Annotated in this window: 13 protein-coding genes; 2 read left to right on the plus strand and 11 right to left on the minus strand. The window is 67.7% G+C overall.

Annotated features, from left to right (window positions below; translation table 11 throughout):
- Nucleotides 1-2 precede the first annotated feature (2 nt).
- From BLS74_RS05720 to BLS74_RS05740, 5 genes are all read right to left on the minus strand, one after another.
- The gene (locus BLS74_RS05720; RefSeq protein ID WP_093103634.1) at nucleotides 3-980 is read right to left on the minus strand and encodes an N-carbamoyl-D-amino-acid hydrolase; all 978 of its coding nucleotides are present in this window, start codon (nucleotides 978-980) and stop codon (nucleotides 3-5) included.
- A complete protein-coding gene (gene hydA / locus BLS74_RS05725) occupies nucleotides 977-2482 on the minus strand; it encodes a dihydropyrimidinase (RefSeq protein ID WP_093103635.1) in 1506 nt (501 codons plus the stop codon). The genes BLS74_RS05720 and hydA overlap by 4 nt, the downstream gene beginning before the upstream one ends.
- A 12-nt stretch (nucleotides 2483-2494) precedes the next feature.
- Complete coding sequence (locus BLS74_RS05730) at nucleotides 2495-3433, minus strand: dihydrodipicolinate synthase family protein (protein ID WP_093103637.1); 939 nt, start codon at nucleotides 3431-3433, stop codon at nucleotides 2495-2497.
- 30 nt (nucleotides 3434-3463) lie between these two features.
- On the minus strand, nucleotides 3464-4993 hold the full coding sequence (locus BLS74_RS05735) for an amidohydrolase family protein (RefSeq protein ID WP_093103638.1): 1530 nt from the start codon (nucleotides 4991-4993) through the stop codon (nucleotides 3464-3466).
- A gap of 139 nt (nucleotides 4994-5132) precedes the next feature.
- Nucleotides 5133-6092 (minus strand): LysR family transcriptional regulator, encoded by a 960-nt coding sequence (locus BLS74_RS05740; RefSeq protein WP_093103640.1) that lies wholly within the window; start codon nucleotides 6090-6092, stop codon nucleotides 5133-5135.
- A gap of 133 nt (nucleotides 6093-6225) precedes the next feature.
- On the opposite strand from BLS74_RS05740, the gene BLS74_RS05745 reads away from it, so the two are divergent.
- Nucleotides 6226-6909 (plus strand): aspartate/glutamate racemase family protein, encoded by a 684-nt coding sequence (locus BLS74_RS05745; protein WP_093103641.1) that lies wholly within the window; start codon nucleotides 6226-6228, stop codon nucleotides 6907-6909.
- Here the strand turns inward: BLS74_RS05745 and BLS74_RS33720 are convergent.
- The gene (locus BLS74_RS33720; RefSeq protein WP_139191637.1) at nucleotides 6851-7357 is read right to left on the minus strand and encodes an aminotransferase class I/II-fold pyridoxal phosphate-dependent enzyme; all 507 of its coding nucleotides are present in this window, start codon (nucleotides 7355-7357) and stop codon (nucleotides 6851-6853) included. The genes BLS74_RS05745 and BLS74_RS33720 overlap by 59 nt on opposite strands.
- Between BLS74_RS33720 and BLS74_RS33725 the strand changes: the two genes are divergently transcribed.
- The gene (locus tag BLS74_RS33725) at nucleotides 7346-7816 is read left to right on the plus strand and encodes a LysR substrate-binding domain-containing protein (RefSeq protein ID WP_244503774.1); all 471 of its coding nucleotides are present in this window, start codon (nucleotides 7346-7348) and stop codon (nucleotides 7814-7816) included. The genes BLS74_RS33720 and BLS74_RS33725 overlap by 12 nt on opposite strands.
- A 16-nt stretch (nucleotides 7817-7832) precedes the next feature.
- Here BLS74_RS33725 and BLS74_RS05755 read toward each other — a convergent pair whose 3' ends face one another.
- The 5 genes from BLS74_RS05755 to BLS74_RS05775 all read right to left on the minus strand — a co-directional run bounded on the left by BLS74_RS05755 (nucleotide 7833) and on the right by BLS74_RS05775 (nucleotide 13762).
- Entirely contained in the window at nucleotides 7833-9302 is a 1470-nt protein-coding gene (locus tag BLS74_RS05755) for an N-acyl-D-amino-acid deacylase family protein (RefSeq protein ID WP_093103644.1), read from the minus strand.
- Between the two features lie 11 nt (nucleotides 9303-9313).
- Entirely contained in the window at nucleotides 9314-10315 is a 1002-nt protein-coding gene (locus BLS74_RS05760) for a Bug family tripartite tricarboxylate transporter substrate binding protein (RefSeq protein ID WP_093103724.1), read from the minus strand.
- 110 nt (nucleotides 10316-10425) lie between these two features.
- Complete coding sequence (locus BLS74_RS05765; protein ID WP_244503770.1) at nucleotides 10426-11481, minus strand: threonine ammonia-lyase; 1056 nt, start codon at nucleotides 11479-11481, stop codon at nucleotides 10426-10428.
- A 14-nt stretch (nucleotides 11482-11495) separates the two neighbouring features.
- Entirely contained in the window at nucleotides 11496-12482 is a 987-nt protein-coding gene (locus BLS74_RS05770) for an N-carbamoyl-D-amino-acid hydrolase (protein WP_093103646.1), read from the minus strand.
- A gap of 284 nt (nucleotides 12483-12766) precedes the next feature.
- Nucleotides 12767-13762, minus strand: a complete 996-nt coding sequence (locus BLS74_RS05775) for a LysR substrate-binding domain-containing protein (RefSeq protein ID WP_093103647.1) — start codon at nucleotides 13760-13762, stop codon at nucleotides 12767-12769.
- Nucleotides 13763-13971: the final 209 nt, after the last annotated feature.

Here is a 13971-nt window from a genome sequence, read left to right on the forward strand (position 1 = left end):
GGCTACTCCTGGAGAGATGAAGTTGAAGTGGAAAGGGGTGGCCCGCCCAGCGACTCGCCGGCGCCGGTGCGCTCGACGATCAGCCCGTAGTGCTCGGGCCGCCGGTGCTTGGCGAAGTTGAAGACGTGCTCGCGGAAGTTGTCGCCCAGCGCGAGGTCGGCGTTGACGACGAGCACCTCGTCTTCCTCCCCCTGCGCCTGCGCGACGATCTCCCCGCTGGGCGCGACGATGGCGGAGCCGCCGATCATGTGGAAGCCGTCCTCGGCCCCGCACTTGGCCGAAGCCGCGACCCACATCGCGTTCTGGTAGGCCGCGGCCTGCAGCGACAACAGGTGGCTGGACATGCGCAGGTGCGGCGGCTCGCTCCAGTGGATGTTCCAGCTCGGCGTGTTGTAGCCCAGCACGGCGAGCTCGGCGCTTTGCAGGCCCATCACGCGGAAGGTCTCGGGCCAGCGCCGGTCGTTGCAGATGCACATGCCGATCCGCGTGCCGAGCGTCTTCCAGACCTTGAAGCCCTCATTGCCGACCTCGAAGTACTTCTTCTCCAGGTGCTGGAACGGCGCTTCGGGCTTGTGGTCCGAGTGGCCGGGCAGATGGATCTTGCGGTAGCGACCGACGATGTTCGCTTGGTCGTCCACCAGCACCGCGGTGTTGAAGCGCCGGCCGTCCTCCGTGAGCTCGGCGTAGCCCAGATAGAAGCCGATGCGCAGCTCGCGCGCGAGGTCGAAGAGCGGCTGCGTCTCGGCGCTCGGCATGGAGGGCTCGAAGAAACGCTCGGTGACCTCCGCGTCGGGCAGCCAGTAGCGCGGAAAGAAGGTGGTAAGCGCGAGCTCGGGAAACACCACCATGCGCGCGCCGCGGCTGCGCGCCTCGCGCATCATGGCGACAAGGCGGGCGACGACGCCAGCGCGGCTGTTCGCGAGATGAACCGGCCCGAGCTGGGCGACGGCGAGGCCGAAGCGGCGCGATGTGGAACTCATTCAGGGTCTTTCTGCATGCCTTTGAGGCGCTTGAAAAATGGGCTGGAGGCGCCATCGGCGGCGCGGCGCGCGTGCGCGGCCAGCGGCTCGGGTATGCCGCGCGGGAGGTACTGGCCCGATCCGCGTTCGGCGTGCATCCGGCCGTCCTCGACGATCACGCGGCCTCGGCTCACGACCACCTCGGGCCAGCCGCGCACGGTACGGCCTTCATAGGGCGTGTAGCCCACGTTGTCGTGCAGCATCGCGGTGCTCACCTGCACCTCGCGCCCGGGGTTCCACAGCGCGATGTCGGCATCGGCGCCGATCGCGATGGTTCCCTTGCGCGGCAGCAGGCCGTAGAGGCGGGCGTGGTTGGTGGCAGTGAGCGCGACGAATTCCTCGATCGTGATGCGGCCGCCCATCACCCCCTCGGAGAACAGCAGCGGCATGCGCAGCTCGATGCCGGGCACGCCGTTGGCCATGTCCTTGAAGGTGGTCGCATCGCCATACGGCAGCTTGCCGCTCTGGTCGTAACGGTAGGGCGCGTGGTCGGACGAATACACGGACAGCGTGCCGTCCTTGAAGCCGTCCCACACCGCCTGCTGCGAAGCCGCGTCGCGCGGCGGCGGCGAGCAGCAGAACTTGGCGCCCTCAAGCCCGGGCTTGTCGAGGTCGTCGGCCGTGAGAAAGAGATACTGCGGGCAGCTCTCCGCATGCACGCTGGCGCCCAGCGCGCGCGCGTCGCGCAGCACCTGCACCGTTTCGGCGCCGGCCACGTGCACGATCAGCGCGGGCACGTCGATGAGCCGCGACAGCGCGATCGCACGCTGCGTGGCCTCGGTCTCGGCCAGCGGATCGTGCGCCACGCGGTGATACTTGGGCGCGACACGGCCGGCATCGAGAAGGCGGCGCGCGATCCAGCGGATCATGTCGTGGTTCTCGGCATGGATCATCACCAGCGCGCCCTCCTCGCCCGCGAGCTTCAGCACGTCCAGCAGCTGGTAGTCGTCGAGCTTCAGGCGGTCGTAGGTCATGTAGACCTTGAGCGATGTGATGCCGTCGCGGATGGCCTGCGGCAGGTCCTGCTTCAGCGCCTGATCGTCGGGGTTCGCGAGGATCAGGTGAAAGCCGTAGTCGATGACGGCCTTCTCGCGCGCGAGTGCCGCGTAGTCGGCCACGACCTTCGGAATCGCCATGCCGCGGTGCTGCGCCGCGAAGGGAATGATGGTGGTGGTGCCGCCGAACGCGGCCGACACGGTGGCCGAGTGGAAGTCGTCCGCGCACATCACGCCCATGCCCGAGAGCTGTTCGACGTGGCAGTGGCTGTCGATGCCGCCGGGAAGCACCCAGCGGCCGGTGGCGTTGATGTCGCGCAGTCCCGCCGGCAGACCGGGCGCGATGGCGGCGATGACGCCGCCGCGCACGCCGATGTCGGCGGTGAAGGTCTCGGTGGCGGTGGAGATGCGGCCGCCCCGCACGGTGAGGTCGAAGGGCGCGGCGGGATCAGCGACGGAAGTGTTCATCGTCGTCACCCACTATGCGATCGCCTGCGCGCCGGTCGCTTGGAGCGACAGGCCGACGCGCGCCACGACAGCTTCGATCTCGGCCTCGGTCAGAGCATCGATGCGCATGCCGGGCGAGCGAATGGCTGCCGAGCCGATCGCCCCGCGCCGCATGTAGATGTATTTGCGCAGCGCCAGCCCCACCTTGGGCTGGAATTCGTAGCGGATGAGCGGGCAGTACTTGTCGAACACGGCCGCCGCGCCCGCCACGTCGCCGGCCGCGTAGAGCGCGTGGATGCGCACCAGGATTTCGGGGAACGCGAAGCCCGTCATGGTGCCGATGGCCCCGCGCTGCAGCTCTTCGAGAAAATACACGCCACCGAGACCGCCGAAGATGCGCATGGCGTCGCCGGCCAGTTCGCGGATGCGCGTGATCTTCGGGCCGACGGGCGGCTCTTCCATCTTGATGATGTTCACGCCGCCTTCTTTCGCGAGGCGTGCCACCAGCTCAGGCCTGATCTCGGTACCGAAGGAATCGGGGAAGTCGTGGATGGCGACGGCGATGCCGACCGATTGCGCGACCGTGCGGTAGTAGTCGAAGAGCACCGTGTCTGACGCGTTGTCCAGCGGCGCGACGAACACAGCCGCCGCGCCCAGCGCCTCGGCCTCGACCGCCTGCTCTACCGCGCCCGCGATGCCGAGCGCGCGCACGCCGACCCACACCGGCAGGCGCCCTGCCGACGCCTTGATGAAGGCGCCGATCACGTCCCTGCGTTCCTGCGCCGAGAGCTTGTGCGCTTCACCGAGGAAGCCCAGTACTGCGAGGCCCGCGGCGCCGGCATCGACCTGAAATTCGACCAGCGTGGCGATGCTTTCGAGATCGATCTCGCGGTTGGCGAGGAAGGGCGTCGGGCAGATCGTGTAGACGCCGGTGGCGCTCATGGCGCCGCTTGGAGAGAGTGTCTTTGTCATTCGAATGTCGACCGGATCAGGGAAGGCGTTTCAGTGGGTGTGCTGGCACGCGCCGTAGCGATGCACGTGAAAGGGCTCCGCCGCCAAGCCGGGACAGAAGCTGCCGACCACCGGCTCCAGTTCGCAATAGAGCGCGTGGTTCGAGTGGTTCAGGCGCTCGAGCCGCTCGACGGCGTTCTCCGCGTCGCGCGCGAGCTTGTGCATGTCGACATGCAGCAGCTTGCGTTGCGCGACGACCATGCGCCCGCCCACCATCACCGAGTCGACCGCGCCGCCGTCCTCGGCATGCACCAGCGAGTTGGTGATGTTGATGAGCGGGATCATGTTGATGTTGCGACTGTCGAGGAACACCACGTCCGCCTTGTAGCCTGGCGCGATGCGGCCCAGCGTGTCGCCGAAGCCCAGCGCCCGCGCGCTGCCCACCGTGGCGGCGCGCAGCACTTCGCCGGTGGTGATCCAGTTCTGCCAGTCCGGGCCCTGCACCTTCGACACCATCGAAGCGAGGCGCATGGCTTCGAACATGTTCTGGTTGTCCGAGCAGTTGGAGCCGTCGGTGCCGATGCCCACGTTCACTCCGCTCGACAGCATCCTGCGCATGTTCGCGAGGCCGCTGCCCAGGCGCATGTTGCTGCCCGGGTTGTGCGCGACCGAGGCACCCCTGTCGCCGAGCAGCTTCATGTCGTCGTCATCCAGCCATACGCCGTGGGCCACGGTGAAGCCGGGACCGACGAGGCCGAGCTTGTCCATGTGCGCCGTGAGCGTGGTGCCGTAGGTGCGCATGCCGGCGATGGCCTGGACCTTCGATTCGGACACGTGCGAATGCATCGGCAGGCCGTGTTCGTGCGCGAGGTTGCGGCAGCCGATCAGGAACTCGTCGGTGCAGTGGTGCGGAATGGTCGGCGCGATGGCGAGCCGGACCTGGCCGGTGTCGCCGTGCCAGTGCTTCACCGTGTCGGCCATGGCTTTCAGGATCGAATCGGTGGGCGCCATGCGCATTCGCTCCACTTCCTTGCGCAGCTTGGGCGGAAGCGCTTCGAGCAGCCCCGGAATCGCCTCGAAGAAGCTCAGGTTCGCCACCATCGGCGCGAGCACGGCGCGCATGCCCGCCTGCGTGTAGGCCGCGGCGGCGGCCTGCATGCCCTCCACGGTCGGGCTCGGAAACTCGAAGGTCAAGTCGTAGCAGGCGGTGCAGCCCTTTAGCAGCATCTCCGACGCGCCGATGAGCGTGGCGAGGTGCTTGTCCTCGGAGGAGCGGTTGCCGCTGATCCACGGGCCGGCGGTGAGTAGCAGCTCCAGCGTCCAGCGGTCGCCCATGCCGCGCGCGAGATTGCCGTGGCCGTGCGTGTGGGCGTTGACAAGCCCGGGGTGCAGCAGCATGCCGGCGGCGTCGACTCCCTGCGTGCCTTCGGGCACGACCATGCCGGGCGCGCCGAGTTCGTGGATGGTGTCGTCCTTGATGAGGATGTCGACCGTGCGGGGCATCGGCACGCCGGGCTCGACCAGCCGGCCGCCGCGGATCACTGTCCAGTCGGGCGTCGTACGGGCAGCTTCGTTGAGCATGGGCGGGGTCCTGGGAAAGTGAGTTGACGCAACGCGAGGCGTCGGACGCAATGGTGTGGCGCGCGGCGGCGCTTGTCGTATGCTGATTTGTGGTGCGTCCTTAACAGGACGTTATGGCGTGGTCCGGCGTGCCGCTGCCTCAGGCGGCGTGACGCAGCAGCTCGGAAGCTCCGTCATTCGCCGGCACATCCGCATCCGGCGAAGCAAAGCCCTGCTGCGCCAGCAACGCACGCAAGGTACCGACGAAAGCCTGCGCCGGCTGCGACAAAGGCTCGTAGCACGGATACACGAGGTTCGCGATCAGCGAAGGTGCACCGGCCAACGGCCGAACGACAAAGTGATTCGCGGGCCAGCTGCGCACCGAGAACTCGTCCACGATGGCGATGCCCGCCCCCATCTCGACCAGCGCGCAGGCGTTCTGCGGCGAGCCGACTTCGATCGCCGCCTTCAACGGCTCGTCCACCGCCTCGTACATGTCGGCGATGCGCATGCCCAGCGGGGTGTCGCGCCCATAGCTCACCAGCGCAAACGGTCGCAGGTCCGCGAGCTTCAGCGTCGACCGGCGGGCCAACGGATGGTTGTACGGGCAGATGCAGACCATCGTGCCACGCGCGATCGGCGTCACCTGCAGGTTCGGATGGTCCATCGGAAGGATGACCACGCCGAGATCCGCCTGGCGATTCAGCAACCGATCCTTCAGATGCGCATAGCTCAGGAACTGGAAGGTCACCCGCACATCCGCGTTGCTCTGCCGGAAGCGCGCGATGACCTGCGGAATCAGCGTCTGGCCGATGCTCGGGCTCGACACCACGTGCAGCAGACCATGTCGCCGATCGGCCAGATCGTGCGCCAGCTCGCTCACGCGCTGCACGCCGAGGTACACGTTCTCCACCTCGCGAATCAACTGCTTGGCCTCCGGCGTGGCATAGAGCCGGCCCTTGATGCGCTCGAACAACGCGAAGCCGAGACGGCTCTCGGTATAGGACAGCAGGCGGCTCACCGCGGGCTGCGACACGTGCAGCACACGGGATGCGCCGCTGATGGAACCCGTCGTCATCACCGCCCGGAACACTTCGATCTGACGCAGGTTCATGGACATGGAGACTTCCTTGCACTGAAATGAGGCCCTTAACTTCGCGTTAAGGGAGACCCACAAAACAGCAAGGAACGTGCCGTTCACGCGCGGCAGGCCGCACCTAGACTTTGAGCGACCACCACTCTGGAGGACCGCGATGCGATCCACCGTCTTCGTCATCAACCCGAACTCGACCGAGGCCGTGACCGCAGGCATCGACGCCGCCATGGCGCCATTGCGCATGGCCGGCGGCCCCGACATCCGTTGCCTCACGCTCGCCGAAGGCCCGCCAGGCATCCAGACGCAGCGCGACGTGGAATCGGTCATCCCGCCACTCGCGCGCCTCGCGCAGTCGCTCGAAGAAGAAGCCGGCGCCTTCGTCATCGCCTGCTTCAGCGACCCGGGCCTTCATCTGGTGCGCGAAGCGGTGCGCCGCCCGGTCCTGGGCATCAGCGAATGCGGCGTGCTGACAGCCCTGACGCTGGGCCACACCTTCGGCGTGATCGCCATCCTGCAAGGCTCCATTCCACGCCACCTGCGCACCTGGGGCGCGATGGGCGTGCTGGACCGCTTCGTCGGCGAGATGGCGATCGACATACCGGTGACCGAACTGATCGACGCCGAGCGCACGCTGGCGCGCATGATCGAAGTCGGACGGCGCCTGCGCGACGAGCGCCAGGCGCAGGTGATCGTGATGGGCTGCGCCGGCATGGCCGCGTACCGCGCGCCGCTGCAACGCGCTCTGGGCATTCCGGTCGTCGAGCCGAGCCAGGCGGCGGCGGTCATGGCGCTGGGACGCGTGCGGCTCGACTGGGAAATGGTGGCCGGAAGCGCCACATGAGCGAGGCCTCCATGAACGACTCCGACGCGCGGGTGTGCTCGGTGGTCCTGCAAGCCGCGTCGAGCACCGGCATGTCCACCGCGTAGGCGATGCGCAGGTAGTTGGCGAGGTCGAGGTCGGTTTCGAGCCGCCGGCCCTCGGGCGTGGAATGGCCCAGCAGTTCCTTGCAGTTCGCGAAGACGTAGAACGCGCCTTCAGGTGTGCCGCTCGCGAGGCTGTCGATGCGTGCGACGGTCTGCAGCACGCGGTCGCGGCGTTCGGCGAGCATCGCCAGCCAATCGTCGATGAAGCCGGTTCTCCCGTCGAGTGCCCCCACGGCGGCGGCCTGCGAGATCGAGCAGGCGTTCGAGGTGCTTTGCGACCGCAGCACCTGCAGGGCGTCGACCAGCCAGCGCGGCCCCGCCGCGTAGTCGATGCGCCAGCCCGTCATCCAATGATGGAGCAGCACGAGCTCGACTGCGCGCTGATCGTCAAGCCCGCTTACCCGCTCGAGGGCTTGCTGCGCTGGCGCTCTCTGCGGCAGGAGCCCTTCGTGCTGATCGTGCCGCCAGGCGAGGCGTCGAGCGACGTGACATGGCTGCTTTCGAACTACCCCTTCATCCGCTACGAACGCCGTTCGCACGGCGGCAGCCTCGTCGAACGTTTCCTGCAACGCAAGAAGTGCGCACCGAAGGAGTCGGTGGAGACCGATCCGATCGAAGCGATCGGCCTGCTGGTGGCGCGCGGCCTTGGCATCTCGGTTCTTCCACGCACACCTGCGCTCTCGGTCATCGGTTCGCGGATGCGTGAGATCAACCTGGGGGCCGACACCTTCTATCGCGAGATCGGATTGATCGAATGCATCGACAATCCGCGCGCGCCACTCAACGGCGACTTCTGGGACGCGCTTGTGGCGGGCGGCACATGAGATCGAGCAGGTCGTCTCACTCGTGGGAGGGGCCGGCCTCGTCGGTCAGGCGTACCACGCGCCCGCTGCGCACGCCGAGCGATTGGCCGCCGCGCCGCACAGTCCGCCCATTGACGATGACGGCATCGATGCCCTCCGCGCGCAGCGTAGGGGCCTCCCAGGTCGCCCGGTCGGCGATCCGGCCGGCATCGAATACGGTGATGTCGGCAAAGGCGCCTTCGCGCAGCACGCCGCGGCCGGGCAAGCGGAAATGCCGGGCAGTCAGTCCCGTCATCTTGTGCACCGCCTGTTCGAGCGAGAACAGGCCGACGTCGCGGCAGTAGTGGCCCAGCACGCGCGGAAACGTGCCCCACAGGCGCGGATGCGGTGCCGTGTCGTGGGGCATGCCATCGGAGCCGATCATGGTCTGGGGAAAGGCGAGCACGCGCCGCACGTCAGCCTCGTCCATCAGGAAGTAGATGGCGCCGGCCGGCTGCAGCAGGTCGACCGCGTCTTCCATCGACACACCGAGGCGCCGCGCGATCGCGTCGAGGTCCATGCCCGAGAACTCGGGGTGCGACTGGGACTGGGTAACGATGATGCGGCTCGACACCGCAATGCGGTCCTTGCGCAGGATGGTGGAGCCCGCGCAGTAGGGATAGCAGTCGAGCGCGATGGACTGCTGCGCCATGGCCTGGCGCACATGGGCCAGCGTCTGTACCGAACGGCCATGGTTGCGTGGGCCGATGAGCTTGTGGTGCGACACCACCACCGGTGCCTGCGCTGCACGGCCGATCGCGAAGGCCTCGTCCAACGCGGCGAAGACATGGTCGCCCTCGTCGCGGATGTGGCTCGCGTACACGCCGCCGTAGGGGCCGATCACTTCGGCCACCTGCGCCATCTCTTCGGTCGTGGCCGGCATGGCCGTGGGATAGGCCGCGCCGGTGGACAGTCCGATGGCGCCGCTGGCCATGGCCTCGCCTAGCAGCGCCCGCATGCGTGCGATCTCTTCCGGCGTGGCGGCCCGGTCGAGACGCTCCATCGTCGCCGCGCGCAAGGTGGTGTGGCCCACCAGGCAGGCTGCGTTCACCGCCGCAGGCGCAGCCTCCAGGCGCGCGAGGTAGGCTGCGAAGGTGGCGTCGCCGAACAGGGCCGAATCGTGGCCCAGCAGGTTCAGCGGCGGCGGTACGGTGGTTCCGGCCGGCGCGCCCCAGGGCGCGAGGCTGATGCCGCAGTTGCCGGTGACGACCGTCGTCACGCCCTGGCTCAGCTTGGCTGGCATGTCCGGGTCGAGCATGAGGTAGCGGTCGTCGTGCGTGTGCGAGTCGATGAAACCCGGCGCCACAATGCGGCCGGTGGCGTCGATCTCGACCGCGCCACGCAGTCCCGCCAGGTCGCCGACGGCAGCCACGTGCGCGCCGCGGATGCCGACATCGGCCTGGCGTCGGGCGCTGCCCGTGCCGTCGATCAGCGTGCCGTGGCGCACCACGAGGTCGAATTCGGCCATGTGCGCCCGCCTCAGTCGATCTTGGCGCCCGAGTGCTTGACCACATCGGCCCAGACAGGACGTTCCTTTTTGGCGAGGTCGAACAGGTCCTGACGCGGGCCGGTGTGGATCTCGTAGGCCTGGGCGGCCAGCTGCTGCTTCACCGCAGGCGAATTCAATGCCTTGTTGAAAGCGGCGTTGAGGGCGTCGAGGATCTTCGGATCGACGCCAGCCGGTGCGACATAGCCGGTCCAGGCGACGGCCTGGTATTTCTTCAAGCCGGTTTCGGCGATGGTGGGCAGCTCGGGCAGGCGGCTGTCGCGCGTGGCGCCGGTCACCGCCAGCGGCGTGATCTTGCCGCCCTTGAGGTGGGGAGCGATGGAGGTGATGTTCTCGAACACCAGGTCCACCTCGCCACGCATCAGCGCCAGATCGGCCTCCAGTCCGCCCTTGTACGGAATGTGCACGATGGACACGCCAGCCATGGACTTGAACATCTCGGCGCTCAGGTGGCCGGTGGTGCCGTTGCCGCCAGAGGCCACGGTGAGCTTGCCGGGCTGCTTTTTGGCCATCTCGATGAGGCCGGCCACATCCTTCACGCCGAGGTCGCTGCGCACGGCCAGCACGTTCTGGACGAATCCGGTCAGCGCCACCGGGGCGAGTTGGGTGTCGGCGTCGTAGGGCAGCTTCTTGTAGAGCGACTGGTTGATCGCCAGCGTCGCCACGTTGGCATAGGCGATGGTGTAGCCGTCCGCAGGGGCTGCGATGGTGGCTTGCGTGCCGATGATGCCGGAGGCGCCGACACGGTTCATCACTACCACCGACTGGCCGAGGTCGCGGCCCACCGCATCGGCGAGCAGCCGCGAGACGATGTCGGGCGTGGTGCCGGCGTTGAAGGGCACGATCAAGGTGATCGGCTTGTCGGGATACGCGGCCTGCGCGTAGCCGCACAGGGCCAGCGCGGCCAGCGGCGCAGCCAGCGCCTTGAGGAGCCAGCGGCGGCAGGAAAAAGAACGGGCGTTGAAGAACGACATGGTCAAGACTTTCTGAAGATCGATTGAGGGGCTTGCGGTCTCCTGGGCGACGCTGCACCGGGGCACGGCGGCGTCGGCCTCGTTGCTATGGGGAATGGGTGCAATGGCGGTCAGCCCTCGGTCCGCGCCATCACGGATTGCAAAACCGGCAGGTCGACGTTGCCACCGGAGAGCACGAGCACGGCGCTCTGCCCGCGCAGCGAAAGATGGCCGGCCAGCATCGCCGCGAGTGCCACGCTGCCGCCAGGCTCGACGACGAGGTGCAGTTCCTCCAGCGCGAATCGCATCGCGCGGGCCACCTCCTCGTCCGTCACGGCCACGGCCTCGTGCAGCAGCGGCTGGTTGATGGCGAACGGTAACTCTGCGGGCGTGACGGCCTGCAAGGCATCGCACAGCGTGCGGGCGCCAGGGGCATTGGTCTCGCGCTGACCGCTGCGCAGCGAGCGCACGGTGTCGTCGAAGCCCGCGGGCTCGGCGGCTACGCGCCGCGCGCCGGGGCTCAGCGCATCGAGGACCAGGCAGCAGCCGGCCATGAGGCCGCCGCCACCGCAGGGTGCGGCAAACAGGCCCAGGGTTTCCTGCGCACCGGCCGGCAGGTCTTGCAGCGCCTCCAGGGCCACGGTGCCCTGCGCCGCCAGCACCTCGGGGTGGTCGCCCGGCGGGATCAGCGTCCCACCGGTCTCGGCCAGCAGGCGCATGCCGATGTCTTCGCGGCTTTCCCTCTCGCGGTCGTAGTGGATGACCTTCGCGCCCTGCGCGAGCGCGCGCGCCACCTTGGTCTTCGGGGCATCGATCGGCATCACGATGGTGGCCGACACGCCCAGTTGCTGGGCCCCCCAGGCGATCGCCTGGCCGTGGTTGCCCGTCGAATAGGCCACGACGCCACGCTCCCGCTCCTGCGGCGTGAGTGCCAGCAGGGCATTGAAGGCGCCGCGGGCCTTGAAGGAGCCGGTGACCTGCAGGCTCTCCGGCTTGATCCAGACGGTGCCTCCCACCAGCGCGTCCAGCGCGGGCGAGCGCAGCAGCGGCGTGCGCCGCACGTGCGGCGCGATGGCGTGTGCGGCGCGCAGCACGTCTTCGAAACGGGGCACGCGCATCGTGCCGAGCATCGCGTGCTCGATGTGGTCCGGCAGCGCCGCGGCAGAAGGGGTGGAGGTGCTCGTCATCGCGGAGTCCTCCTTCACGCCGATTGCCACACCGGGGGCTCGGTGCTGCCGGTCTGGCTGGTGAGCCGGGTGTAGGCCTCCAGGCGGCGGTGCTGGGTGAAGTTGAAGATGGTGTTGCGGCCCAGCAGGCACATGTCCAGGTTGCAGTCGGCCACCACCAGTTCGTCGTCCCAGCTGGTGGCCATGGCCATGATCTCGCCCTGGGGGTTCACGATGATGGAGTGGCCCATCAGCTCGAAGCCGTCTTCGTTGCCGGCCTTGGCAACGCCCACGCCGAAGGTGGCGTTCTGGTAGCACCCGGCCTGGATGGAAAGCTGGGAGTGGAAGTTGCGCAGGTGGTGCGCCTCGAAGCCGCGGTTTTCCTGGTTCACCGCCGGCGTGTTGTAGCCCAGCATGACCAGCTCGACCTGCTGCAGGCCGAGCTCGCGCCACGATTCGGGCCAGCGGCGGTCGTTGCAGATCAGCATGCCCAGGTTCACGCCGTCCACCTTGCCCACCGGGGCGCGCACGACCGGGAAGCCCAGGTTGCCCACCTCGAAGTAGCGCTTCTCCAGGTGCTGCACCTTGCGGATGGTGGAGAACTCCTTGTGCCCGGGCAGGTGGACCTTGCGGTACTTGAGCACGATCTCGCCCGAGGGGGCAATCACCACCGACGTGTTGAAGCGACGCTTGCGCACCAGGCCGGTCTCGTCAGCCTCGTGGGCGATCTCGGCGTAGCCCAGGTAGCAGGTGAGCCCATGGCGGCGGATGGCATCGAAGAGCGGCTGCGTGGCGGGCGACGGCAGCATCTCCTCGTACCAGGGGTCGGCCTCGTCGAGGTTCTCGACGTACCAGCGCGGAAAGAAAGTGGTGAGCGCCAGTTCGGGAAACACCACGACATTGGCGCCGCGCTGATGCGCGCGCTCGAGCAGGCGGACCATGCGGGCCACGACGACATCGCGGCCTTCGGCTTTCTGGATGGGCCCGAGCTGGGCGGCGGCGACGGTGATCGAGCGGTTCATGGCGGCAGAAGAGTTGGTCTGAGCAGGATGATCTGGCCCGCCGTCTCTACGACCAACTGCGCCTGAACCGTCCTGGCAGGCCACAAGGGCACGCTTCGAATCTGCCGCAAGTGATTGATCTCAAAGAAAAAACCCGTGGTGCACAAAGCGTCTCAACCAACCCGTCGATAACCGCGCGTTATGGCCTGGGGACAAAAGGTGATGGACATCCGAACCGGACTGTCGATGGTGCGCAACGACACCTGCGCCGCCTCGACTTGCGGCCCAAGCGGGACTGGCTCGGCTCAGGGGCGAGGCGTGCGTACGGGCACATCCTCACCCGGGTGCTCGGGCAGCGTGGGGGGCAGCGTGTTGTCGCGCCCCTCTTGTTTCAGCAGGCGCCTGAAGATGGCCAGAAACTCCTTGGCCATGGCCGACAGCGGGCTGACGTTGGTGTGGATCAGGTAGATGCGGTGCGCGAGCCTGGGCACGAGCGGTTTGAGCACCACGCCATCCGTCACCGGGCGCCGCGCACCAAAGGCTTCGATCAATGCCACGCCTACGCCTTCACGCACCAGCCCCATCGCCTCGGGCGTGGAGCGGATCTCGATGTCGGCGCGCAAAGGCAAGCCCGATGCGGCGAAGAAATCGGCGGTGAGTCGGCCGAAGGGCGTGTCGCGCCCATAGCCAATGAAGGTTTGGCCCACCAGGTCGGCCGCGCTCACTGCCTCGGCCTGCGCCAGCGGATGGCGCTCGGGCATTGCGCACTCGATGAAGCTGTGCCCGATCGCCCGCGCTGCCGCGTTGGCACTGGGCGGCGGCGGCATCGAAGAGATCGCCAGGTCCGCGTGTCCCAACAACACATGCGGCAATAACGAGTCGAACGGCAATGGCCGGTACTTGATCCGCACATCCGGATAGCGGGCCCGGAAACGCTTGATCGCCACCGGTATCAGCCACTCGCTGAAACTGGGGCTGGAAACCAGCGACAGCTCGCCCTGGGAGCCTCCGACCAAGTCAACAGCCAGCGCGTTAAAGCGGCGCACACCCTCCAGGATGCTTTCCACCTCGGAGAACAGACGGTGCGCTTCAGGCGTGGGCTGAAGGCGCCCGCGCACACGCTCAAACATCAGTATGCGCAGCCGGCTTTCGGCCGTGGCCAGCACGCGGCTGACGGCCGGCTGGGAAACACACAGCATGCGTGCCGCCCCGCTGAGGGAACCGGCGATCATGATGGCGTGGAAGACTTCGATCTGCCGCAGATTCAGCGGTACCGGCGGGGTCAGGAGCGTGGCAGGCATGGAGCAAGAAGACGACACATGTCCGAACTCCATGCAAGTAGCACGCCACCGCGCACAGGGGCTCAGCGCGCACGGGCTGCGCGGCCTGCAGTCATTGCGCAACTTGCTCGCGCTGCGCCGGCGTGCAGCGCGAGCCCGGCTTGGGGTAATCGTATTTTTTTGACAAATTGACACGGTCGTAGTTGTCGCCGACGCCCGCACGCTTTCGA

The organism is Variovorax sp. CF079, from assembly GCF_900101545.1.
Classification (GTDB): Bacteria; Pseudomonadota; Gammaproteobacteria; order Burkholderiales; family Burkholderiaceae_C; genus Variovorax.

Excerpts from the sequence above, each read along its gene's own strand:
- BLS74_RS05720 (WP_093103634.1), bottom strand. The coding sequence starts at position 980 with ATGAGTTCCACATCGCGCCGCTTCGGCCTCGCCGTCGCCCAGCTCGGG.
- hydA (WP_093103635.1), bottom strand. The coding sequence starts at position 2,482 with ATGAACACTTCCGTCGCTGATCCCGCCGCGCCCTTCGACCTCACCGTG.
- BLS74_RS05730 (WP_093103637.1), bottom strand. The coding sequence starts at position 3,433 with ATGACAAAGACACTCTCTCCAAGCGGCGCCATGAGCGCCACCGGCGTC.
- BLS74_RS05735 (WP_093103638.1), bottom strand. The coding sequence starts at position 4,993 with ATGCTCAACGAAGCTGCCCGTACGACGCCCGACTGGACAGTGATCCGC.
- BLS74_RS05740 (WP_093103640.1), bottom strand. The coding sequence starts at position 6,092 with ATGTCCATGAACCTGCGTCAGATCGAAGTGTTCCGGGCGGTGATGACG.
- BLS74_RS05745 (WP_093103641.1), top strand. The coding sequence starts at position 6,226 with ATGCGATCCACCGTCTTCGTCATCAACCCGAACTCGACCGAGGCCGTG.
- BLS74_RS33725 (WP_244503774.1), top strand. The coding sequence starts at position 7,346 with ATGGAGCAGCACGAGCTCGACTGCGCGCTGATCGTCAAGCCCGCTTAC.
- BLS74_RS05755 (WP_093103644.1), bottom strand. The coding sequence starts at position 9,302 with ATGGCCGAATTCGACCTCGTGGTGCGCCACGGCACGCTGATCGACGGC.
- BLS74_RS05760 (WP_093103724.1), bottom strand. The coding sequence starts at position 10,315 with ATGTCGTTCTTCAACGCCCGTTCTTTTTCCTGCCGCCGCTGGCTCCTC.
- BLS74_RS05765 (WP_244503770.1), bottom strand. The coding sequence starts at position 11,481 with ATGACGAGCACCTCCACCCCTTCTGCCGCGGCGCTGCCGGACCACATC.
- BLS74_RS05770 (WP_093103646.1), bottom strand. The coding sequence starts at position 12,482 with ATGAACCGCTCGATCACCGTCGCCGCCGCCCAGCTCGGGCCCATCCAG.
- BLS74_RS05775 (WP_093103647.1), bottom strand. The coding sequence starts at position 13,762 with ATGCCTGCCACGCTCCTGACCCCGCCGGTACCGCTGAATCTGCGGCAG.